This window comes from Streptococcus nakanonensis, from assembly GCF_059738785.1.
Genome location: NZ_AP027139.1, coordinates 1,621,580 through 1,644,030 on the forward strand (window position 1 = coordinate 1,621,580; position 22,451 = coordinate 1,644,030).

The 22,451-nt window shown below is 39.1% G+C and carries 16 protein-coding genes and 1 pseudogene; 1 reads left to right on the forward strand and 16 read right to left on the reverse strand.

The window, feature by feature from the left end; genetic code table 11:
- Positions 1 to 23 precede the first annotated feature (23 nt).
- From metE to AC6I9F_RS07695, 3 genes and pseudogenes are all read right to left on the reverse strand, one after another.
- Positions 24 to 2,273: a 5-methyltetrahydropteroyltriglutamate--homocysteine S-methyltransferase gene (gene metE, locus AC6I9F_RS07685; RefSeq protein WP_498021479.1), complete on the reverse strand. Its 2,250-nt coding sequence runs from the start codon at positions 2,271 to 2,273 to the stop codon at positions 24 to 26.
- 260 nt (positions 2,274 to 2,533) lie between these two features.
- Positions 2,534 to 2,827: a helix-turn-helix domain-containing protein gene (locus tag AC6I9F_RS07690; protein ID WP_498021481.1), complete on the reverse strand. Its 294-nt coding sequence runs from the start codon at positions 2,825 to 2,827 to the stop codon at positions 2,534 to 2,536.
- 58 nt (positions 2,828 to 2,885) lie between these two features.
- A pseudogene (locus AC6I9F_RS07695) lies at positions 2,886 to 3,428 on the reverse strand (transposase); the annotation flags it as partial.
- Between the two features lie 155 nt (positions 3,429 to 3,583).
- Between AC6I9F_RS07695 and AC6I9F_RS07700 the strand changes: the two are divergent.
- The gene (locus AC6I9F_RS07700; RefSeq protein WP_498021483.1) at positions 3,584 to 4,585 is read left to right on the forward strand and encodes an endonuclease/exonuclease/phosphatase family protein; all 1,002 of its coding nucleotides are present in this window, start codon (positions 3,584 to 3,586) and stop codon (positions 4,583 to 4,585) included.
- Between the two features lie 221 nt (positions 4,586 to 4,806).
- Here the strand turns inward: AC6I9F_RS07700 and pheT are convergent, their stop codons facing one another.
- From pheT to AC6I9F_RS07765, 13 genes are all read right to left on the reverse strand, one after another.
- The gene (gene pheT, locus AC6I9F_RS07705) at positions 4,807 to 7,212 is read right to left on the reverse strand and encodes a phenylalanine--tRNA ligase subunit beta (RefSeq protein ID WP_498021485.1); all 2,406 of its coding nucleotides are present in this window, start codon (positions 7,210 to 7,212) and stop codon (positions 4,807 to 4,809) included.
- A 76-nt stretch (positions 7,213 to 7,288) separates the two neighbouring features.
- Positions 7,289 to 7,798, reverse strand: a complete 510-nt coding sequence (locus tag AC6I9F_RS07710; protein ID WP_498021486.1) for a GNAT family N-acetyltransferase — start codon at positions 7,796 to 7,798, stop codon at positions 7,289 to 7,291.
- On the reverse strand, positions 7,798 to 8,844 hold the full coding sequence (pheS, locus tag AC6I9F_RS07715) for a phenylalanine--tRNA ligase subunit alpha (RefSeq protein WP_008289063.1): 1,047 nt from the start codon (positions 8,842 to 8,844) through the stop codon (positions 7,798 to 7,800). Before pheS ends, AC6I9F_RS07710 begins: the two co-directional genes overlap by 1 nt.
- A 456-nt stretch (positions 8,845 to 9,300) precedes the next feature.
- Positions 9,301 to 10,716: a glycoside hydrolase family 1 protein gene (locus tag AC6I9F_RS07720; protein WP_498021489.1), complete on the reverse strand. Its 1,416-nt coding sequence runs from the start codon at positions 10,714 to 10,716 to the stop codon at positions 9,301 to 9,303.
- 12 nt (positions 10,717 to 10,728) lie between these two features.
- A complete protein-coding gene (locus AC6I9F_RS07725; protein ID WP_061642359.1) occupies positions 10,729 to 12,567 on the reverse strand; it encodes a beta-glucoside-specific PTS transporter subunit IIABC in 1,839 nt (612 codons plus the stop codon).
- Between the two features lie 17 nt (positions 12,568 to 12,584).
- Positions 12,585 to 13,424 (reverse strand): BglG family transcription antiterminator LicT, encoded by an 840-nt coding sequence (licT, locus tag AC6I9F_RS07730; RefSeq protein WP_050242269.1) that lies wholly within the window; start codon positions 13,422 to 13,424, stop codon positions 12,585 to 12,587.
- A gap of 298 nt (positions 13,425 to 13,722) precedes the next feature.
- Positions 13,723 to 16,401: a TOTE conflict system archaeo-eukaryotic primase domain-containing protein gene (locus AC6I9F_RS07735; RefSeq protein WP_498021492.1), complete on the reverse strand. Its 2,679-nt coding sequence runs from the start codon at positions 16,399 to 16,401 to the stop codon at positions 13,723 to 13,725.
- A gap of 102 nt (positions 16,402 to 16,503) precedes the next feature.
- The gene (locus AC6I9F_RS07740) at positions 16,504 to 16,665 is read right to left on the reverse strand and encodes a hypothetical protein (protein ID WP_498021494.1); all 162 of its coding nucleotides are present in this window, start codon (positions 16,663 to 16,665) and stop codon (positions 16,504 to 16,506) included.
- Positions 16,666 to 16,685: 20 nt separating this feature from the next.
- Positions 16,686 to 17,441 carry a protein NO VEIN domain-containing protein gene (locus tag AC6I9F_RS07745; RefSeq protein ID WP_498021496.1) on the reverse strand — a complete coding sequence of 252 codons (756 nt, stop codon included), beginning with the start codon at positions 17,439 to 17,441 and terminating at the stop codon, positions 16,686 to 16,688.
- 69 nt (positions 17,442 to 17,510) lie between these two features.
- Complete coding sequence (locus AC6I9F_RS07750; RefSeq protein ID WP_498021498.1) at positions 17,511 to 20,159, reverse strand: valine--tRNA ligase; 2,649 nt, start codon at positions 20,157 to 20,159, stop codon at positions 17,511 to 17,513.
- Between the two features lie 12 nt (positions 20,160 to 20,171).
- Positions 20,172 to 21,023, reverse strand: a complete 852-nt coding sequence (locus AC6I9F_RS07755) for a hypothetical protein (protein WP_498021500.1) — start codon at positions 21,021 to 21,023, stop codon at positions 20,172 to 20,174.
- A 40-nt stretch (positions 21,024 to 21,063) separates the two neighbouring features.
- Entirely contained in the window at positions 21,064 to 21,627 is a 564-nt protein-coding gene (locus AC6I9F_RS07760) for a GNAT family N-acetyltransferase (RefSeq protein WP_498021502.1), read from the reverse strand.
- The gene (locus AC6I9F_RS07765; protein ID WP_125393101.1) at positions 21,614 to 22,192 is read right to left on the reverse strand and encodes a flavin reductase family protein; all 579 of its coding nucleotides are present in this window, start codon (positions 22,190 to 22,192) and stop codon (positions 21,614 to 21,616) included. The genes AC6I9F_RS07760 and AC6I9F_RS07765 overlap by 14 nt, the downstream gene beginning before the upstream one ends.
- Positions 22,193 to 22,451: the final 259 nt, after the last annotated feature.

Genomic DNA, 22,451 nt, shown 5'->3' on the forward strand with positions numbered 1-22,451 from the left:
AGTGCTTCTAGAGAAATCTTGTCTTACAATTTCTCACGCGCAGCTTTAGCTGCTTCAACAAGGCGGATCAAGCTTTCTTTTGTTTCTGGAATACCACGTGTTTTCAAACCACAGTCTGGGTTGATCCAAACTTTCTTACTTGGTACTTTAGCAAGGATAGCTTCGATTGTGTGGTCGATTTCGCCTTCATTTGGCACACGAGGTGAGTGGATATCGTAAACCCCAGGTCCCACTTCTGTTTGGAAGTTTTTCGCTTTGAGTTCGTCCAAGATTTCAAGGTTTGAACGGCTAGCTTCAAAGGAAATAACATCTGCATCCATGTTGTCGATAGCTGGGATGATATCTGTAAATTCTGAGTAACACATGTGAGTGTGGATTTGTGTGTCTGGCGCTACTGTTGAGTGTACCAAGCGGAAGGCAGGAATTGCCCAGTCAAGGTAGTCTTCGTACCAGTCGCTACGACGAAGTGGCAATTTTTCACGAAGAGCAGCCTCGTCGATTTGGATGATTTTCACACCAGCAGCTTCAAGGTCAAGCACTTCATCCTTGATAGCAAGGGCGATTTGAAGAGTAGAATCCTTGATAGAGATGTCTTCACGTGGGAATGACCAGTTGAGGATGGTAACAGGTCCAGTCAACATACCTTTAACAGGTTTGTTTGTACGGCTTTGTGCATAGCTAGACCATTTAACAGTAATAGGGTTAAGACGAGTGACATCACCCCAGATGATTGGTGGTTTAACTCCACGCATACCGTATGATTGTACCCAACCATTTTTAGAGAAGAGGTAACCTGACAAGTTTTGACCGAAGTACTCAACCATGTCATTACGCTCAAATTCACCGTGAACAAGGACATCAAAGTCGATATCTTCTTGCCATTTGATCCATTCGTCGATCGTTTCAGCAAGGAAAGCATCGTACTCTTCTTGAGACAATTCACCCTTACGGTAAGCCAAACGCTTCGCACGAACTTCCTTAGTTTGAGGGAATGAACCGATAGTTGTTGTTGGAAGAGCTGGAAGTTTGAAAGCTTCTTCTTGGATAGCTTCACGTTCTGCAAATGCTGGCAAACGAGTGTAGTCTGCGTCTGTCAAGCCAGCGATGCGCGCACGAAGTTCCGCATTTTCACCCACACGCTCAGTCGCAAAGAGTTCTTTGTTGGCCGCAAGAGCTGCTTCATCTTGACCATTGCGGATAGCATCCAAATCACGGATTTCGTCTAATTTTTCAACTGCAAAGGCAAAGTGGTTCAAGATAGCTGGTTCAAATTCTTCGTTAGCTGTTGTAAATGGCACATGAAGAAGTGAGCATGAACTTGTCAAGACAATATTTTCAGCTGGGATTTGTTCAAGAACAGCCAAGCTCTTTTCGTAGTTGTTGCGCCAGATGTTTTTACCATTGACAATACCTGCATAAAGAGTCTTATCAGCTGGGAAACCACCTTTAACCAATTCAAGAGTTTTCTTACCTTCAACGAAGTCAAGACCGATAGCATCAACAGGCAAGTTTACAAGGTCAGCGTAAACGTCACGAACGTCACCAAAGTAAGTTTGAAGCAAGACTTCAAGACCTTTTTTGTCAGCCAACAATTTGTTGTAGAGGTCCAAGAAGAGAGCTTTTTCTTCAGCTGTCAAATCTTTTACAAGAGCAGCTTCATCCAATTGGATACGAGTCGCACCAAGTTCTGCCAATTTAGCAAAAACTTCTTGGTAAGCAGCCACTAAGCTGTCTACGAAGTCTTCTGCTTTCACGCCTTCTTCAAAGTCTGACAATTGAAGGAAAGTGAATGGACCTACAAGAACTGGGCGAGTGTTCAATCCAAGTTCTTTTGCTTCTTGGAATTCATCGAAAATCTTATGACCTGCAAGTTTAACTTGAGTGTCTTTTTCAAATTTAGGAACGATGTAGTGGTAGTTGGTGTTGAACCATTTCTTCATTGGAAGGGCGCGAACGTCTCCTTTTTCTCCTTGGTAACCACGACCCAAAGCGAAGTAGCGCTCAAGGTCAGACAAGTCCAAGTTTTGAACTGAAGCAGGTACCACGTTGAAAAGGAAAGCTGCATCTAGGAAGTTGTCATAGTGAGAAAAGTCATTTGATGGAATTTCAGTGATGCCTTTTTCTTTGACAATGTTCCAGTGTTTAGCACGTAAGTCTTTTGCTGCTGCAAGGAGTTCTTCTTCTGTGATTTCTTTTCTAAAGTATTTTTCAGTTGTAAATTTTAACTCGCGGAATTCGCCCAAACGAGGGAAACCGATGATTGTAGTTGACATGATGTGTCCTCCAAAATTTGTTGTTGAAACTATCTTAACAGAAAAGAAATCATCTGTATAATTGTAAAAAATTAGGCTTTGATATAGTTTGAAACTATATCTCTATTTTAGACAAAAGAAAAAGACTTGAGACAAGTGCCTCAAATCCTTTGTGTAACTTGTTTTTTAACTATATTTCAGTTAGACGGTTCAAACGCGTTATTAGTAATTCTTATAAGTGACTATGGCTTGTTATTAGAAAAGATTATAACTGATTCTAGTCAACTTTTCCCCTGTTCGAGTGGGACGACTGCTAGTGTCTTTCCTAAACTGGCTAAAACTTTCAAGACTGTATCCAACTGAGGACTAGTCTTTCCTGTTTCCATTCTAGATATTACAGGCTGGCTTACTCCACTAAGTTCTTCTAGCTTTTTCTGGCTGATTCCTTGCTCATGCCTAGCCTCAATCAGCTCACTCATGATAGCCACTCGCATATCACTTTCAAGGATTTCCTCCTTGGTAAAGAGCTCAGAGCGGATATCCTTCCAATTACTCCCGATAGCACTATTCTTCATCACTTACCCCTCTTTCTTTTAGATCTATATATTTTTTGAAAAAATGAGCGAATTATGATTCGATAGATTGACCAGCGGGTTTAAAATTGGTGCTAGCTTGTTTCTTAAGCGCTTTTCCTTTTCTAGGATAAAGCAGATCCTGTTTGCTTAACCCCAATTTTCCATGATGAATCCAGTAGTAGATGGTAGAAATTCCCACGTTAACGCCCTTAGCCTTGACCATCATTTCGGGAGAAAACTTTTTGTTATAATAGTGGAGAATCTTTTCCTTTAGTTCCTTGCTTAAGCTTGATTTCAGTATGGATAGTTTGAGGAGCTTTTCCTTTAGTTCCTTGGTCAAGCTTGATTTCTTGACCGAGTACTTGCGATTGCTTTCATAAGATTGTTGAGCATAGTCAGCAGAATAAACCTCTTTAAAGCGCCCTTTTCCAAGACATTGTCGGACTGTCCCACGCTTGATTTCAGTATGGATAGTTTGAGGAGCTTTTCCAAGTAGAGAGGCAATTTCTCTATTTGATTTCCCTTCTTTTTTCCATCGTTCGATTAAGCAACGACTATCGATTGTCAAATGTTTACCTTTTGTAGTATAATTGTCTTGCATCTCTGTGCCTTTTAATCATTTCAATCTTAAATTGGACTTTTTTTACTTGGATTGTACTTAATCTATAAGGAAGACAATAAAAAGAATATCAATCTAGTAAAGTCACAAAGTCACATTAGCTCCGAGCAACCATTGCAAATTGAGGTACTCATACAATGATTAAAACATTTCTCTCTGCCCTTTCCCTCATTCTCTTCGCTATCCCTATCATAGCTTATTCTTTTTTCCCATCTTCTAATCTTAATATTTGGCTATCTACCAGACCTATCTTGGCACAGATTTATGCCTTCCCCTTAGCTACTGCAACTATGGCTTCTATTTTAAGTTTCGTATTTTTTTCCCTATCTTTTTACAAGAAAAATAAACAAATACGGTTTTACTCTGGCATTTTGCTCTTATTATCGTTCATATTACTATTATTCGGAACAGATAAAACCCTTTCTTCCGCATCAAATAAGACTAAAACCTTAAAATTAGTAACTTGGAACGTCGCTAATCAAATAGAAGCACAACATATTGAGCGAATTTTTAGCCATTTTGATGCCGATATGGCTATATTCCCTGAACTAGCTACCAATATCAGAGGTGAGCAAGAAAACCAGAGAATCAAACTATTGTTTCATCAAGTTGGACTTTCTATGGCCAACTATGATATTTTTACTTCTCCACCTACTGACAGTGGAATAGCTCCTGTGACTGTGATTGTCAAGAAAAGCTATGGTTTCTATACAGAAGCTAAAACTTTTCATACAACACGTTTTGGGACAATTGTATTACATTCGAGAAAACAAAATATACCAGATATCATTGCTTTGCATACTGCTCCTCCTCTGCCAGGTTTAATGGAAATCTGGAAGCAAGACTTAAACATCATTCATAATCAATTGGCTTCAAAATATCCAAAGGCTATTATTGCAGGTGACTTTAATGCAACTATGCGTCATGGAGCACTTGCAAAAATAAGCTCTCATAGGGACGCATTAAATGCACTTCCACCCTTCGAAAGAGGAACTTGGAATAGCCAAAGTCCAAAGCTTTTTAATGCAACAATAGATCATATTTTATTGCCTAAAAACTACTACTATGTTAAAGATTTAGACATTGTAAGTTTTCAAAACTCTGATCATAGATGTATTTTTACAGAAATCACATTTTAATTATTTTATACTCTTCGACAATCTCTTCAAACCACGTCAGCGTCGCCTTACCTTAGACATATGGTTACTGACTTCGTCAGTCTTATCTACAACCTCAAAACAGTGTTTTGAGCAACCTACGGCTAGCTTCCTAGTTTGCTTTTTGATTTTCATTGAGTATTATATAAAATCACCCCTCTAGTGTTCATAAACTAGAGGGGGAATTTGTATCATACTATCGTTTAACGCACTTCTGCATTGACTTTTTCTTCGAGAGACGCTTGGATTTTTTCCATATAGCGTGCGACTTCTTCGTCCGTTAAGCTGTCTTCCGGATTTTGGAAGGTCAAGCTATAAGCCATTGACTTCATACCTAGTCCCAATTTCTCACCTGAGAAGACGTCAAAGAGTTTGATATCTGTCAAACGTTTCACGCCGGCAGCTTGGATCGCGTCCACAACTTCTTGGTGAGTCACTTCTGCCTTGAGAAGGAGGGCAACGTCACGGCTGACTGCTGGGAATTTGGTGATTTCCACAAATGGAGCAGCAGGTTGAAGGGCAGCTTCGATGGCTGAAAGGTTAAGCTCAGCTACATACGTTTCTGGAATATCGTAGGCCTTAGCAGTGACTGGATGCACTTGGCCAAGGAAACCAAGAACTTGGTCACCGAGTGAAATCATAGCTGTACGACCTGGGTGGAGGCTTTCAATTTCAGCTGTAGCTGTATAGGTCACTTCTAGTCCCAAACGAGCAAAGAGGGCTTCAAGGATTCCCTTAGCATAGAAGAAATCAACTGGAACTGCTGCTGTTTGGAAATCTTTTTCAGCAACCAAGCCTGTCAAGGCAAAGGCAAAGCTGTTGATCTCATTTGGAAGTTCTTCTTTTGGATTACCTGTTTGTTCAAAGACTTTTCCAATCTCGTAAAGGGCCAAGTTTTTGTTCTTACGAGCCACGTTGTAAGCAACTGTATCTAGGATACCTGAAATCATATTTTGACGGAGAACAGAACGGTCCACTGTCATTGGCCACATGAGTTCAGTAAGGTTGCTTGGTTGAGCCGTAAACTCAACTGCTTTTTCAGGAGTTGTTAGAGCATAGGTGATGATTTCTGTCAAACCTGCTCCTTCAGCAATGGTACGAACTTGACGTCGAAGTTTTTGTGTCGCTGTCAATTCACCAGCTGTCCCATCGTCTTTTGGAAGACTGGTTGGCAAGCGGTCATAACCATAGATACGAGCGATTTCTTCAAAGAGGTCTGCCTCGATAGTGATATCCCAACGACGACGTGGGACTCTGACTGTAAAGCTATCTGCATTTCCAGAAAGGCCAAATCCAAGACGACGGAAGACATCTTCTACATCCGCGTAAGAAAGTTCTGTACCAAGGACACGGTTAACATCAGCAAGCGTTGAAGAAACTTCCACATCAGAGGTATCAAGTTCACCTGCTGAAACGATGCCTTTACGCACCGTCGCACCTGCAAGTTCTGCAATCATACTAGCCGCTGCATCAAGGGCTTCATTGACTGTTGCCACATTGATGCCTTTTTCAAAGCGAGAAGAGGACTCAGAACGAAGGTTGAGGCGACCGCTGGTCTTACGAATTGATTTACCATTGAAGACTGCAGCTTCAAGGACAACACGACTAGATTTTTCAGAGATTTCTGTTGCTTGACCACCCATGACACCTGCAAGAGCAACTGGCTTGTCTGCGACAGTGATGACTAGGTCATTCACGTCCAAATCACGTTCTTCACCATCTAAAGTCACCAATTTTTCACCAGCACGCGCTTCACGCACACGGATGTCATTTCCTTCAAAGGTATCCAAGTCAAAGGCGTGCATTGGTTGACCAAAGTAGAGCAAGATGTAGTTGGTCACGTCCACTACGTTATTGATGGGACGGATACCTTCGTTCATGAGGATATTTTGCAACCATTGTGGACTTGGTGCGATAGTCACATTGTCCAAGATACGAGCTGCATAGTAAGGCGCCTTGTCTGTCTCAATGCCCACAGAAAGAGCATCTGCTGCAGCTTGATCAGTTTCTGAAAGAGTAAATTCTTTAAAGTTGACTGCCTTGTCATAGATGGTCGCCACTTCGTGAGCCACCCCACGCATAGAAAGGGCATCTGCACGGTTGGGTGTGATAGACAGTTCGATGATTTCATCATCCAAGTCTAGGTATGAGAAGACTTCCTCACCTGGAACGGCATCTTGAGGCAAGATTTGGATGCCATCTGCGAATTCCTTTGGTACAACAGAGTCAGAAATTCCCAATTCACCAAGTGAACAAATCATCCCAAGTGACTCAAGACCGCGGATTTTCCCTTTTTTGATTTTGTAGTTGTCAGCGATGCGAGCTCCTGGAAGAGCCACCATAACCTTGATGCCATCACGCACATTCGGTGCACCACAGACGATTTGACGGGCTTCTTCTTCGCCAACGTTAACCTGACAAACATGGAGGTGAGTTTCTGGCACATCTTCGCAAGACAAGACCTCACCGACGACAATTTTCGAGAGACCAGCAGCCGGTGATTCGACACCTTCTACCTCGATCCCTGTAGTTGACATTTTTTCAGCCAACTCTTGTGATGGAACATCAATGTCCACCAATTCTTTTAACCATTTATAAGATACAAGCATAATTTAGTTCTCCAGAATGACAGTTGCCACTCTAGTTCTTTTCCTTTCCTATCATTTCAATAGAAGAATCCTCTTCTTACCTTAATTTCTTTTTCAGTAACCAATCCGTATCTACTTTTTGACCAACCATAAAATGATGTTGGCTAAATTTTTCAAAACTATATCGGTTATAAAACGCTTGAGCTTTTGTATTATGCTCCCAAACACCTAGCCAAGCCCAAGAAAAACTATTTTTTTCAGCAAGTTCAAGAGCAAATTCAAACAGTTGCTTACCTAGTCCAAATCCTTGGAATTTTTGTAGCACATAGAGGCGTTGAATTTCAAAAGCGTTCTCTAATTCTCTCTCAGTTTGAGCATTTCCCCAGTTGACTTTGAGAAAACCAGCTATCTCCTCTTCGTGCATAATGAAATAGGTTTCGGAGTTAGGATTTTCCAACTCAGTTAACAAAACTCTCAGACTATAAGCCTCTTCAAAGTATTCCTGTAACTGCTCTTCCGTATTATCATGCGCAAAAGTTTCACGAAAGGTTTGTTTGGCAATTTTAGCCAACACCTCAACATCTGCCATTTCTACTTTTCTAATCATTATTTAAACTGTTCTGAGAAGCGGACATCTCCTTGGTAGAAGCCACGGATATCATTGATTCCGTAACGGAGCATGGCTACACGCTCTTGTCCAAGACCAAAGGCAAATCCAGAGTAAACAGTCGCATCGATACCACTCATTTCAAGGACACGTGGGTGAACCATACCGGCACCCATAATTTCGATCCAACCTGTTTTCTTACATACGTTACAGCCTTCTCCACCACACTTGAAGCAAGAAACATCCACCTCAACAGATGGCTCTGTGAATGGGAAGTAAGAGGGACGCAGACGGATCTGACGCTCTTCACCGAACATTTTTTGCACAATCAATTGAAGGGTTCCTTGAAGGTCTGCCATAGAAATGTTCTTCCCAACAACCAAGCCTTCGATTTGGTGGAACTGGTGACTGTGGGTTGCATCGTCCGTATCACGACGGAAGACACGCCCTGGTGAGATCATCTTCAAAGGACCTTTAGAGAAATCATGGGCATCCATGGCACGCGCTTGAACTGGAGACGTGTGAGTACGGAGTAAGATTTCTTCTGTGATATAGAATGTGTCCTGCATATCACGAGCTGGGTGATCCTTTGGAAGGTTCATACGTTCAAAGTTATAGTAGTCTTGTTCAACTTCAAATCCATCCACCACTTGGTAACCCATCCCAATGAAAATATCTTCGATTTCTTCACTGGTTTGAGTGAGGACATGACGGTGACCAGTCGCAACTGGGCGACCTGGAAGCGTCACATCGATACTCTCACTTGCTAGTTGAGCTTCCACTTTCTTTTCTTCCAAAAGCTTAGCTGTTTCTTCAAAGGCTGCTGTCAAGACATCACGAGCTTCATTGACGTGTTTCCCAATGATTGGACGCATCTCAGCAGAAACATCTTTCATCCCTTTGAGGATTTCAGTAAGCGAACCCTTTTTACCAAGGACAGAAACACGCAAATCTTGCATCTCTTTTTCATTTTCAGCAGTAATCTGCTTCAAGCTAGCTAGCGTTTCTTCACGAAGCGCTTTTAATTGTTCTTCAATAGTTGACATAATTCCTCCATCAGTCTCTCGTAGATAAAAAGAAAACCACATGCCAAAAACTCCACTCGGAGCGTTGACACGCGGTACCATCCGTTTTCATCTGACAAGTCAGACCTTCATTTCTAAATCCATGCGCAAGTGAATTCACCCAGCTTTCATATAGAGAGCTTGCAGTCACGGCTCTCCTCCCTCATATACTTCCCTTGGGCTACTAGTCTTGCAGATTCCTATTCAATTACTACTTAGTTTATCAGATTTTTACCATTCTTGCAAGACCTATCTCACTTCTGTTTGTTAGCTTATTCTTATCTAAATCAACTATTTATAATTTCTGTAACAAAATTAAATTAATTAATCCCCCTATAAAATAAAGAGGTTTAGAATTTGATGTCTTCCAAACCTCTTTATTTCATATTTAATGAGATGTTGCCTTAACCGTGATAATAGCTAGTCATCAATAAAAAACTATTTGAATAAGGATTCTCCATTTGATTCAATCACTTCTTTATACCAAGTAAAAGACATTTTCTTATATCGATTTAATGTACCACTTCCATCATCGTTTCGATCAACATAAATGAGACCGTACCTTTTAGAAAGTTGTGCAGTGGACATAGAAACACAGTCAATACATCCCCAAGACGTATAGCCCATAATTTCAACACCATCCTGTAGAGCTTCAGCTACTTGCAATAAATGTTCTTTCATATACTGAATTCTATAATCATCTTGGACGGTTAAGTTATTAAGTTCATCTTTTATTAGTTGATCTTTAGCACCTAATCCGTTTTCCACTATAAATAATGGGATTTGATAACGGTCATAATATCTATTTAAAATTATACGTAGTCCAATTGGATCAATTTGCCATCCCCACTCAGAAGACTCTAAATAAGGATTTACTAAACCACCAATAATATTCCCTTGTCCTGAATTATACTGTGTTGGAAGAGCAGATTGAGTCACACTCATGTAATAGCTAAACGATAAAAAATCTACAGTATAATTTTTTAATAACTCTGCATCTTCAGCTGCAAACTCTATGTTAATGTCATGTTCCTTGAAATATCTTTTTGCATAATTCGGATAATAACCTCTAACATGCACATCTGAAAATAGATAATTTAGATTCTCATACTCATGAGTCGCCCATACATCTTTTGGATTTGGAGTCATTGGATAAGCTGGCATAGCTAATACCATACACCCCACCTTAAACTCTGAATGAATCTCACGAGCAATTTTTGTAACCAAACTCGAGGCGACTAATTCATGATGTATAGCTTGATATAATTCTTGTTTCGAAAGATTCTCCTTAGGTATATCTATTCCTCCACTAGTAAACGGTAATTCCAAAACAGAGTTTACTTCGTTAAATGTAAGCCAATATTTAACTTTATCTTTATACCTTTCTAAAACTGTTCGAGCAAATTTTTCATAAAAATGAATCATTCTCCTATCAATCCATCCATGATATTTTCTTGCTAAATATAATGGAGTCTCATAGTGTGAAAGAGTTACAAGTGGTTCTATCCCGTGAGCATGTAGTTCATCAAATAATTCATCATAATATTTTAAACCAGCTTCGTTAGGTTCTTCCTCATCTCCTTTTGGAAAAATTCTACTCCATGCAATAGAAGTACGAAAAACATTAAAGCCCATTTCAGAAAACAAGGATATATCTTCCTTATATTTATGATAAAAATCAATACCTATCAATTTTAAGTTATCTTCTGTAGGATTTTCTGTTGCTTCTCCTAATCCACCTTTGGGTAACACATCCTGAACTGATAAGCCCTTACCATCTTCATTATATGCTCCCTCTACTTGATTAGCTGCAACAGCTCCACCCCAAAGAAAATCATCTGGAAAAATGGTCATAACTTTCCTCCATTATAATATTACCAGTAATTCCTTAGAATGCTCGATTGTCTGATTATTAGGTAATACTAATACATCTAGAAAATCATTGGTATTCGTTACAATTACTGGTGTAACTGTTTCGTAGCCTTTACTCTTGATTAAATTCAAGTCCATTTCAAAAATCAACTGATTTTTGAAAACTCTGTCTCCTTCTTCTACATGACTAATAAAACCTTGACCTTTTAGCTCAACAGTATCTAATCCAATATGAATTAGTAACTCAATACCCTCATCACTCTTCAATCCAATTGCGTGCTTAGTCGGAAAAATATTTGTAATTTTCCCATCGAATGGTGCATAAACCTTACCTTCACTTGGGATAATCGCTACTCCGTCTCCAATTAGTTTATCTGAAAAGGTTTTATCCTGGACATCGCTTAACGGAATGATTTCTCCTGATATAGGAGAAAATATCATTTTTTTATTTGAAACTCCAGCTTCAACTTCTAAATTACTAGAACTCTCTTCTTCATCGATTCCAAATATATAAGCTAATACAAAGGTAATAACAACCGAAATGACCGCCACAATTAAAGCATTTACAATATTTGATGGTGCATCAGAATAAATAAATTGAGGCAACGCTATCAAAGATGGGACAGCAAATAGATAGGCTTTAACACTAGTAAGACCTGCAAATAATCCCGCTAATCCACCACCAATCATAGCTGCATAAAGCGGTTTTTTATATTTTAAAGTCACACCATATAATGCAGGTTCGGTAATTCCTGCAAGTAAGGCTGAGAAACCTGCTGCAAAAGCAATTTGTTTTGTATTATTATTTTTACTCTTTAATGCAACAGCCATCGAAGCAGCCCCTTGAGCTAAGTTTGACCCTAACATTGCTGGAAGAATTAATACGTCTGGAGTAGCAATAGATGCCGCCAAAAAAATAGGTGCAAAAGCCCAATGCATTCCAGTCATAACAATAAATGGCATAATAGCACCAAGAATAGCTAATGTAAGCCATCCAGCTACACCATACATGTGCCCAACTAGATTTGATAATCCTTCACCAACAATTACTCCAATAGGTCCGACTACAACTAAGGCAATAAAGCTTGATACTAATAATACTAGCGTAGGTTGCAAAAAACTCTTAGTAACAGCTGGTGTTAATTTAGCAATCATTTTTTCAATATATTTCATCAACCAAACCATAATAAGAATTGGAATGACTGATGAACCATAACTAGCTGGTGTCACAGGTGCACCAAATAAACTAAGAGGATTCCCTGATTGCACCATTTGAACAAAATTTGGATGGAGAAGTACACCTGCTACAGACATAGCTAATGTAGATGTTACTTTTAATTTTTGTGATGCAGAATAAGCTAATAACAGCGGTAAGAAATAATATGGAGCATCCCCAAAAAATGTCAAAAAAGCAATAGTCTGAGAATCTGATTGCAATATACCAAGCATTGGTAAAATGATTACCAAGACTTTCAACATACCTCCCCCTAACATTGCTGGAATGATTGGAGTCATGGAACCAGCGATATATTCAATGATTCTTTCTAAAATATTCCCTTTATGCCCTTGATCAACTGAATCTGTTTCAAAATTGCCAAGTTTAATGAATTCTTTATAATAATTGGCTACATCATTACCAAGTATAATTTGATATTGCCCATTCTTTTTCATAATACCTATTACACCTGGTATCTTCTTCACATCATCATCATTGACTAAATTTTCATCTTTTAATTCTAATCTTAAACGTGTTACACAATGGGTAACTCTATTGACATTTTTTTCGCCTCCAATTACATCGAGGATTTTTTGTACCGTATCTTTATAACTCATGGTATTCTCCTATTCTATTAATCTAAATTTTTTGTTAAGCGACGAATATGAGCCATCAAATAAACTAATTCACTAGAAGTCAGCAAATAATTGTACTCAGTTTGTATAAACATTGCCACCTGTTTACCACATTCATATTCCCTAGGATATTTATTTTTCATTAATGCTAACAAGTCTTCATCATCATCGTCACAATAAGTTGTATTTTCAACCAAACGATGGGCAAATAATTTTATATGAGTTATGAATCTATAATAATCAATAGAATCTTGGTTAAACTCAGTACAATAGAAATCTTGAATGATTTTCTCAATTCCCATAATTATTTCAGTGATTTTATACGACTCTTGAAAATTATTTTCTAAATTAGCATTAACAAAATGTAGCGCTATGAATGCAGCTTCGTCAATTGGAAGTTCAATACCTAACTCTTTTTTTATTATTTGTAAAGCCCTTTTCCCAAGCTCAAATTCTTCTTTATAATATTTCGAGATTTCCCAACGTAGGGGATTCGAAATAATAACTCCTTCTTTATAACGTTCTATACTCGAAGAAATATGATCCGTTAGATTTATATAGATAATCTCATCAAAATTATTACCCAATGTTATTTTACCGAGATTAATTATTTTTTCGGTGATGTACACCAACTCCAAAGGAACGTTAATAAACATCTCTGTAAAACGGGTCATATTATCTCTATTTTTGAGAAAAAAACTTTTCTCAATATCAATTGGATTTACTTTATCTCCAATTTTTCTTCCAAAAGCTATTCCCCTTCCAAAAAGAAGAATATCGATATCTTTTTTACTTTGCGCAATTACAGCATTGTGGTTTAGTATTCGTTTTATGATCATAAAATTTCCCTTTTAAAATAAAAGGAACCTACTTAAAAACATCAAGAAACTTCTTCCGATGTGATTAAATAGGTTCCTGCTCACTTGTATTAGTGATAACATCCTTTTATTTCAATTTTTAATGGTGACATGAAGCTTAAATAATTAATAACTCTGTAACCATTTTCATTTTAAGATATTTCAATCTATTTGTCAAGTACTTGTAGAAATTTTTTTATTTTGTGTGATTCGAATGTGATAATGTCAACAGCCTCACTAAAAAATGAAAATCATACATAGAAATTTTTAAAAGTTTTCTCTATCGTAAACCTGCCACTAGTTCAGAAGCTATACTAGCTGATTCCAAACGTAATATGGTCTTTTCATCTACCTTCCCTAATAATGGCATTGCACCATACCAAACAATGGTCTTGTTTACCAAAAGAATAGGCGTGACTATTTTTGATTGAGTAAAAGATACTTTAATTTTCTGGCTCTTCAACTGGTCTAGCCATGCTTTGTTTGCAACCGTCTCTGGTATACATATCTCAATTTGACTAATCCTAAATTCTTTTAGAAAATTCATCAGTTTTGTCTGGTGCACATAAGGTAAAACAAGTATACACTCCTGTCTTTCCCCTGCTAAGTCCTCTCTCAGCACATTCTCATATCTACTATCAACATAAACGAATTGTTTCTCCTCACCCTCGATGGCACGATAATCCATCTTTCGATAAGCTACTTGTCGTTTCTGAAACATCTTTTCTAAATAAGGAACATGAATATCCACATAATCGAAAATACGTACCAAAGACTTATCCTTGTAGTTTCTATGAATCCGACCTGCATACTGAATCAAATTATTTTTCCAAGAAAAGGGCGCTGCCAAGATAAGCGTGTCTAGCTGAGGCAAGTCAAAACCTTCGCCAATGTATTTTCCAGTAGACAACAAAACAAACCCTTTATCTAGCTGTTCTAGCGTCTCTAGTAAACTTGTTCTCTCTCGGACTTTGGTTTTGCCACTAATAATATAAAAATCATCAACCTCTTTCTCTTTCAATAATTTTTCAAAGACATCTATCTGTTGAATTCGATTGACTAGAACCAAGATATTCCGCCCTTCTGCCACTTGGCCTAGAATATCCTTAAGAATCATCTGATTCCTCACTGAGTCAGTAGCAATCCAATCACTAAGCTGTATAAAATTACTTGCTTTGGTCTTTTCAATTTCCAAATGACCAAAGGAAGTGAATCTTAGTTGCAATTGCCGTTTAAAATTCGTTCCCCTCTTATCAGCAGTATGAAGTATCTCACCAATTCTCTGAAAAACGATAGGCTCATGACCATTCTTACGCTCAGGCGTAGCCGTCAAACCGTAAAGATACTTCCCTCTAAACTGAGCAACAACTTTTTCAAACATCAAGGCAGAGACATGATGACACTCATCCACAATCATCATCTCATACTCATCCAAAAGACTTTGACTATTTTCCAACTTAAATAGAGATTGGATCATAACGACATCAACCAGTTCACTCAGCCATTTCTTAGTCCCACCGTACTGCCCGACATAGCCTATTACCCTTTCACGACCTGATGGCGTATAACGGGTAGCTTCTTCCTCTTCGAAAGTCAAAAAGCAGTTTAAACGATCCAGCCATTGGTCTAAGAGTTGCCTATTATGAACTAGGATAATTGTTTTGGTCTTCCGTTCAGAGATGAGAGCAGTACCTAAAACGGTCTTCCCAAAACCAGTCTCCGCATGGAGTAAACCATTTTCTTTGGAAATCATATTTGACAGGGCTAACTCTTGCTCAAAAGTAAGTTCTCCCTTAAATTCCACTCTAATAGACCTCTGTACCTTTCTCCTATCTTCCACAGATACCTGCTTAAATTTATCTTGCAATGTATACAGCAAGCCTCTTGGCAGCCATAAATAATGATCGGATTCTCCAAATAAATACATTCGCTCAGGAATTTGATAGGTTGGCTGTCGCATAGCCTGCTTTAAATAAAATTCGGGATTAGAAAATGAAGCCATATTTTTCAAGAAAAACAGTGTCTTGGGTGTCACAGACGATTTTTCAAGTTGGATCATATTGGATAAGACGACCTTCAACTCCTTATCCAATTCTTGCTTGCCTAACTCCTCTTGGATTAACAGTGTCACTTTAGCAGTTGAAACCCTCTGAATCTCTTGTAGATACCTCCATTGGTCTTCATAAGGCTGAAACTGTTCATCCACAAAGACCGTTCGCCCTTGATGATAAGCTTCTCCTTGAAAAGGAAGGGCAATCAAATTACCAAATCCCCCCTTAGGAAGAACATCCTGATTTGGAAACATGCGATCAAAAGAATCAAAGGACAGTTGCATACTTTCCTGCATAGCCAATTCTAATAGTTTCTTTCCAAATAAGCGAGCCTCTTGACTCGGAATCGCTTCCTCAAAGAAGAACCAAATATGGAGTCCATGACCCGAACGAGAAATCTCTAAATGGGCTTCCATCTGGCGTTCCCTGGCTATTCTTTGAATGACTAAACCGGCTTCTTTCCAATCTCTTTCATCCAAATCAAGTACCAAAAAATAACAGCTATCATCTAAGTGCATAGGAAAGATACCGATAGCTGTCTCCCCACGAAAATGAGATTTCAAAACGGAGTCCGTTAATGTCTGGAAACTCCGTTTTTCAGGCGGCAACTGCTTCCAACCATAATCATAGGATGGAAAATATTGAATTTTCCCTTGATCATTGATAAAACTCTTAGCATAAACATCAAAACGGCCAGCAAACACAGAGGTAAACAATTGTAATTTTTCTTGCGTCGTCAAGTGACTACTTTGAAGTTGGAACATCTCCTCGAACTGAGAGCGTTCCATCACAAACTGACTCTTGTCTTTAAGACGTTTACACAAGAAAAATTCACTATCCCCATTGAAAGAAGAAAAGACATCAAGGACTTCTACCACAATTCCATCCAAAGACACAAAAACAGCCATAAAAGTCGCCTCCTTGATTCCTATAGGCTGATTATAACAAGACTAGCTGAAATTATACACGAAAATAAAATCCCTTACTTGTTACAATAGCTTTGAAAACTTTTATTTCTTTGCTACCCAGCCAATGGCATCGCTTGGGGGATTTTCGGTATCAATCCAGATAAATTCAATACCGATTTCCCCATTTTTAAACTTGGTTAAACGAATACCGTTGATTTCCAGTTCATTGAATCGTTGACCCGTCAAGACTTCTCGTTTTTTCAACTGGAAAACTTAAGGGGGAACTAATACAAATCTTCTAAGCTTCTGTATTCAATAATTTCATTTTTTATAATATTCTTTTTAAACTCAAAATGTTTTAAAGGATTATCAACTAATACTAACTTTGGAATATCATCAAGGTTTGTGACCAAGGATAAAATAAAATCCGATTGAAACTCCTTGGCTTTTTCAAATTCTTTTGCAGTTAAACGCACACGCCCCTTAGATTTTCGGATACCTTTTACTTCGGCAAGGTAGGAATGCTCTTGGACATCTACTTGGAAATCATATCCATCACCATAAAGACGGGCATCGGTTAACTGTCCACCTTGGAATTTTTCTTCTTTATCAAAATGAAGGATAAAATAATTCTCAGCCTCCATTCCCGTTTCCTGTAGACGTTTGAATTTAGTTCGAATAATTGGTTTTTCAATGGTAGTAATGCCTATTCGCTTTCCTTCGCTGGCAAGTAACATTTTAACTATTTCAGCATAACTCTGAACATCTTCATTTCCAAACATCATATCAATTAAATCTTTACGAAAACGGTAAACTTCAGCTTTCTGCCACCAACCTTTTCGATTATTGTCAAAATAAGGATCAAATAAATCCATTCTATTTTTTACAACTCCAGTTGTTTCAGCAATTCCCAGAGAAACCACATAGCGATAAAACTCCGACTTACTAGAACATTGAAATTCTTTTATAAAAAGCTTGTCAAACTTGGCAAGACCGTAGCCAATTAAATTTAACAATTCATAATGTGGGTGCTTAGACATCACTTTCTCCATCAATAGATATTGATTTCATTATACCAAAAAACACGGCTCATCACCGTGTTTCTGTGTTTATTTCACCAACTTCTTCATCTCATCAATACGTGCGACGGTCGCGTCGTATTTAGCTTGGTAGTCAGCTTGTTTGTCGCGTTCTTTTTGGACGACTTCTGGTTTGGCATTAGCTACGAAGCGTTCGTTAGAGAGCTTCTTGCCGACCATGTCCAGTTCTTTTTGCCATTTAGCTAGTTCCTTGTCGAGACGAGCAAGTTCTTCTTCGACATTGAGGAGGTCTGCCAGTGGCAAGTAGATTTCTGCTCCTGTGATGACGCTTGACATTGCAAGTTCAGGCGCAGGGATGTTTGACGCGATTTCCAAGTGTTCTGGATTTGTAAAGCGTTTGATGTAGTTGACATTGCTGTTAAAGAAGGCTTCCAAGTCGCTATCGCTTGTCTTAACAAGGATAGTAATAGGCTTGCTTGGCGCTACGTTTACTTCCGCACGCGCATTACGAACGGCACGGATCAAGTCTTTGAGGCTTTCTACACCAGTGTGAGCCGCAAGGTCTTCAAAGGCTGGGTTAACAGTTGGGTATTCTGCTATCACGATAGAGCCTTCTGAGATTTGTCCAAAGATTTCCTCTGTCACAAATGGCATGATTGGGTGAAGGAGACGAAGAATCTTGTCCAAAGTATAAAGGAGAACAGAGCGTGTGATGACTTTCTCTTCTTCATTATCGCTGTAAAGGACTTCCTTGGTCAACTCAACATACCAGTCCGCAAACTCATCCCAGATGAAGTTGTAGAGGATGTGTCCAGCCACACCAAACTCAAACTTGTCAAAGTTGGCAGTTGCTTTTCCGATGGTTTCATTGAGGTTGTGGAGAATCCAGCGGTCTGTGACATTTCCAGCTTCTTTGTTGACCACTTTTTCGACATTGGCAGTTGCTTGCTCAAGGGTCAAATCTTCATTGTTCATGAGGATGTAGCGAGAGATGTTCCAGATCTTGTTAATGAAGTTCCATGAGGCATCCATTTTCTCGTAAGAGAAGCGCACGTCTTGGCCTGGTGCAGAGCCGTTTGAAAGGAACCAACGAAGGGCATCCGCACCGTATTTCTCGATGACGTCCATCGGGTCAATCCCGTTACCAAGAGATTTAGACATCTTGCGTCCTTGCTCGTCACGAATAAGACCGTGGATAAGCACGTTTTTGAATGGTTGACGGCCAGTGAATTCCAATGATTGGAAAATCATGCGAGACACCCAGAAGAAGATGATGTCGTAACCTGTTACCAAGGTTGAAGTTGGGAAGTAACGTTTGAAGTCTTCTGAATCGACATCAGGCCAGCCCATGGTTGAGAATGGCCAGAGGGCAGAACTGAACCAAGTATCCAAGACATCTTCATCTTGAGTCCATCCGTCACCTTCTGGAGCTTCTTCGCCAACGTACATTTCACCCTCGGCATTGTACCAAGCAGGGATTTGGTGACCCCACCAGAGCTGACGAGAGATTACCCAGTCGTGGACATTTTCCATCCATTGGAGGAAGGTATCGTTGAAACGAGGTGGGTAAAATTCGACCTTGTCCTCTGTGTCTTGGTTGGCAATAGCATTTTTCGCCAATTGGTCCATCTTAACGAACCATTGAGTAGACAAACGTGGCTCCACCACTACACCTGTACGCTCTGAGTGTCCAACACTGTGGACACGTTTTTCGATTTTAACAAGGGCACCGATTTCTTCCAACTTAGCAACGACTGCCTTACGAGCTTCAAAACGGTCCATGCCTGCAAATTCGAAGGCAAGCTCATTCATAGTTCCGTCGTCGTTCATGACGTTGACTTGTGGCAAGTTGTGACGTTGACCCACCAAGAAGTCGTTTGGATCATGGGCAGGTGTGATTTTTACGACACCAGTACCAAACTCAGGATCTGCATGCTCGTCTCCAACGATTGGGATGAGTTTATTAGCGATTGGGAGGATGACGTTTTTACCAATCAAGTCCTTGTAGCGTGGGTCTTCTGGATTTACCGCAACCGCAACGTCCCCAAACATAGTCTCAGGACGAGTTGTGGCAACTTCAAGGGCGCGTGAGCCATCTTCCAGTATGTAGTTCATATGGTAGAAGGCACCTTCGACATCCTTATGGATAACCTCGATATCAGAAAGGGCTGTGCGAGCTGCTAGGTCCCAGTTGATGATAAACTCACCACGATAGATCCAACCTTTCTTGTAAAGATCTACAAAGACTTTGCGAACAGCTTTAGACAAACCTTCATCAAGAGTGAAACGCTCACGAGAGTAATCTACAGAGAGCCCCATCTTGCCCCATTGTTCCTTGATGGTAGTGGCATATTCGTCTTTCCATTCCCAGACCTTATCGAGGAATTTTTCACGACCTAGGTCATAACGTGTAATGCCCTCTCCACGCAAGCGCTCCTCAACCTTAGCCTGAGTGGCAATCCCAGCGTGGTCCATCCCCGGAAGCCAAAGCGTATCGAAACCTTGCATGCGTTTTTGACGGATGATGATATCTTGCAAAGTAGTATCCCAAGCGTGACCAAGGTGAAGTTTCCCAGTTACATTTGGTGGCGGAATCACGATTGAATAAGGCTTAGCCTTTTGATCGCCTGAAGGCTTGAAAACATCGGCATCAAGCCATTTTCGGTAACGACCAGCCTCAACCTCGGCTGGATTGTATTTAGGTGAAAGTTGTTTCATTTTAGTTCTCCTTTATTGTTGTAATTCGATTATAATACTAGGGTCTTCAATGAGTGATTCAATAATATTCATAATAATTTCACTTAAAATCATATTAAATTTTCTGATTTGATCAAATACACCATTTGACTCAGCATCTTCTGTTAGGGATTGTTTATTAAATATTTGATTCAATTCGTTAACCACTCTTCTAAAGTTATTATGAATAACTTTATTTCTGATTAGAGCTATCTTCTCAGATATTATTTCTTTATTCAGAAGTTCTGAAATAGGCTTATAATCTTCTTTAAGATACACAGGCCAGACCATAAAATTAGAACCACTTATAAAACTGGGGAGTTTTTCTTTAGCTTTTTGTTTATTGTTACTATTATCGGAAGGATTAAAAATTAATAGTTCTACAATATTAAAGAATTTATTAATTTTTAGTAATGAGTGATCATACTTTGTTTCAAGAAAATCATCTAAAAAAAGTAGCAATTGATATAATTTCCAAATATCATTTCCCCAATATTCCAAAATTAAATTTAAACCTTGTACAAACTTTGCAATATCTTTAGAATTCCGATTAGTATAATACAGTTTTTGAAGAATTTTGGATAATGTAGTATCGAAGCTATCTTCATTTGTTCGATAAATTCTTGAACCATATATTTCTGGTAATAACGACCCTTCATAATCCTCAGTAGAAATAACTAAATACATATTATCTGAAGTACAATAGTAAAATCTATTTCCTATCATCTCTAGACTATAAGGATTTTCTTTATTATACTTAACATCATTCTTTCTCGTATCCTCTAGACATTCAAATTCACATAATTTTAAAGCTAATTTTTGTGATAAGAAAATTTCATTTTTCATTTTAAAACGACTCCAATTAGATTAATAAGATTTTGTAGTTTTATTCTTGAGCCCCCCACTCACTCCTCAGCAAACCATATATCAGACTGTCACAGCGATTCCCTTGGGCATCTTTGCGGTCTCGGATACGAGCTTCGAGGGTAAATCCAAGTTTTTCTGCGACTCGTTGACTTTGGACATTATAGTCAAAGCGAGTTAGTTCAATCTTGTGAAGGCCCAAATCTTTAAAGCCTAAATCAATCAAGGCACGCGCAGCTTCTGGCACATAACCTCGCCCCCAATAGTCTGGGTGTAAGGTATAGCCGATTTCCAGCACATCATCTTCATGGCGATGGTTGAAATCGACAGAGCCAACGATCTTATCCGTTCCTTTGACGACAATCCCGTAGCCTGCTGGGAGATTTTCCTTTTGATTACGCTCCGGAAGAATGTGCTCCAGATAATAAATCTCATCTTCCAAGGTCTTGACGGGTAGAAAGCCTGCTGGGTAAGAGACTTCCGGACGACTAGCATAGTCAAAGATATCCTCAGCATCCGCCACAGTACGGACTCGTAAAACGAGACGTTCTGTTTCCAAGCGTTCTGGTAACTCAACTCTTGTCATCCTTCTTCCTCGCTTTTTTGATGAAGCTCCCCTTAATATCTACACGCTTGTCCAGATAACGATAGACGCGCTGATATCCATCTCCCATGAAATATGTTGGGGCAAACAGTTCATTTCTAAAATGCCCCTTTTCATCCAAAAGTTCTGGGTCAACAAGTCGCTCAACAATCTTAGCAAAGATATGACAGATTCCATCTTCCTCGATAATCCGATCTACCTGACAATCCAAAACGACTGGACAATCCTCTAAAATTGGTGCCTGAGTTCGTTCAGAAATTTCATAATGCACTCCCAAACGTTCCAATTTCTCCTGATGACTGATAAAACCAGCCTGCTCCATCTCGAGCATGAGATTTTCATCAGGGATATTCACAGTAAATTTTTGATAATGTTTAATTTGCTCTGCAACATTCTCTCTCGCAACAACTCCAACCACAATCCAATCTCCTAGACTATAAGAAGAACTACAGGTCGTGATGTTATAGCCAAAATTCTGATCTTGATATCCTAAAATAAAAACAGGAAAGCCATAGTATAGTTTATTAGTTTTAAATGATTGTTTCATAACAACCTCCTTTGCCTAAGACACAAAAAATCGCCCCTGCCATCTACATGACAGGGACGAATGTGCTTATCCGCGGTACCACCCAATTTCGGGCAGTTGCCCGCAACTTTGTTTATTTCATTTTCATCCATTAGCAACCAGTTTTGACACATTTGTGGACTTCTCAGCGCCGCCACTTTCTGTAAAATGTGGGATTCAAAACACCTCTAATGGCTCTATTGTAGCAAGATTTTTACGGAAATGCAAGGCACAAGAAAGA

What these genes read in the sequence shown, in the direction of transcription:
- AC6I9F_RS07690 (WP_498021481.1), bottom strand. Translation starts at nt 2,827, where the DNA reads ATGAAGAATAGTGCTATCGGGAGTAATTGGAAGGATATCCGCTCTGAG.
- pheT (WP_498021485.1), bottom strand. Translation starts at nt 7,212, where the DNA reads ATGCTTGTATCTTATAAATGGTTAAAAGAATTGGTGGACATTGATGTT.
- AC6I9F_RS07710 (WP_498021486.1), bottom strand. Translation starts at nt 7,798, where the DNA reads ATGATTAGAAAAGTAGAAATGGCAGATGTTGAGGTGTTGGCTAAAATT.
- AC6I9F_RS07755 (WP_498021500.1), bottom strand. Translation starts at nt 21,023, where the DNA reads ATGAAAAATGAAATTTTCTTATCACAAAAATTAGCTTTAAAATTATGT.
- AC6I9F_RS07720 (WP_498021489.1), bottom strand. Translation starts at nt 10,716, where the DNA reads ATGACCATTTTTCCAGATGATTTTCTTTGGGGTGGAGCTGTTGCAGCT.
- AC6I9F_RS07735 (WP_498021492.1), bottom strand. Translation starts at nt 16,401, where the DNA reads ATGGCTGTTTTTGTGTCTTTGGATGGAATTGTGGTAGAAGTCCTTGAT.
- pheS (WP_008289063.1), bottom strand. Translation starts at nt 8,844, where the DNA reads ATGTCAACTATTGAAGAACAATTAAAAGCGCTTCGTGAAGAAACGCTA.
- AC6I9F_RS07700 (WP_498021483.1), top strand. Translation starts at nt 3,584, where the DNA reads ATGATTAAAACATTTCTCTCTGCCCTTTCCCTCATTCTCTTCGCTATC.
- metE (WP_498021479.1), bottom strand. Translation starts at nt 2,273, where the DNA reads ATGTCAACTACAATCATCGGTTTCCCTCGTTTGGGCGAATTCCGCGAG.
- AC6I9F_RS07725 (WP_061642359.1), bottom strand. Translation starts at nt 12,567, where the DNA reads ATGAGTTATAAAGATACGGTACAAAAAATCCTCGATGTAATTGGAGGC.
- AC6I9F_RS07765 (WP_125393101.1), bottom strand. Translation starts at nt 22,192, where the DNA reads ATGAAACAATCATTTAAAACTAATAAACTATACTATGGCTTTCCTGTT.
- AC6I9F_RS07760 (WP_498021502.1), bottom strand. Translation starts at nt 21,627, where the DNA reads ATGACAAGAGTTGAGTTACCAGAACGCTTGGAAACAGAACGTCTCGTT.
- AC6I9F_RS07750 (WP_498021498.1), bottom strand. Translation starts at nt 20,159, where the DNA reads ATGAAACAACTTTCACCTAAATACAATCCAGCCGAGGTTGAGGCTGGT.
- AC6I9F_RS07745 (WP_498021496.1), bottom strand. Translation starts at nt 17,441, where the DNA reads ATGTCTAAGCACCCACATTATGAATTGTTAAATTTAATTGGCTACGGT.
- licT (WP_050242269.1), bottom strand. Translation starts at nt 13,424, where the DNA reads ATGATCATAAAACGAATACTAAACCACAATGCTGTAATTGCGCAAAGT.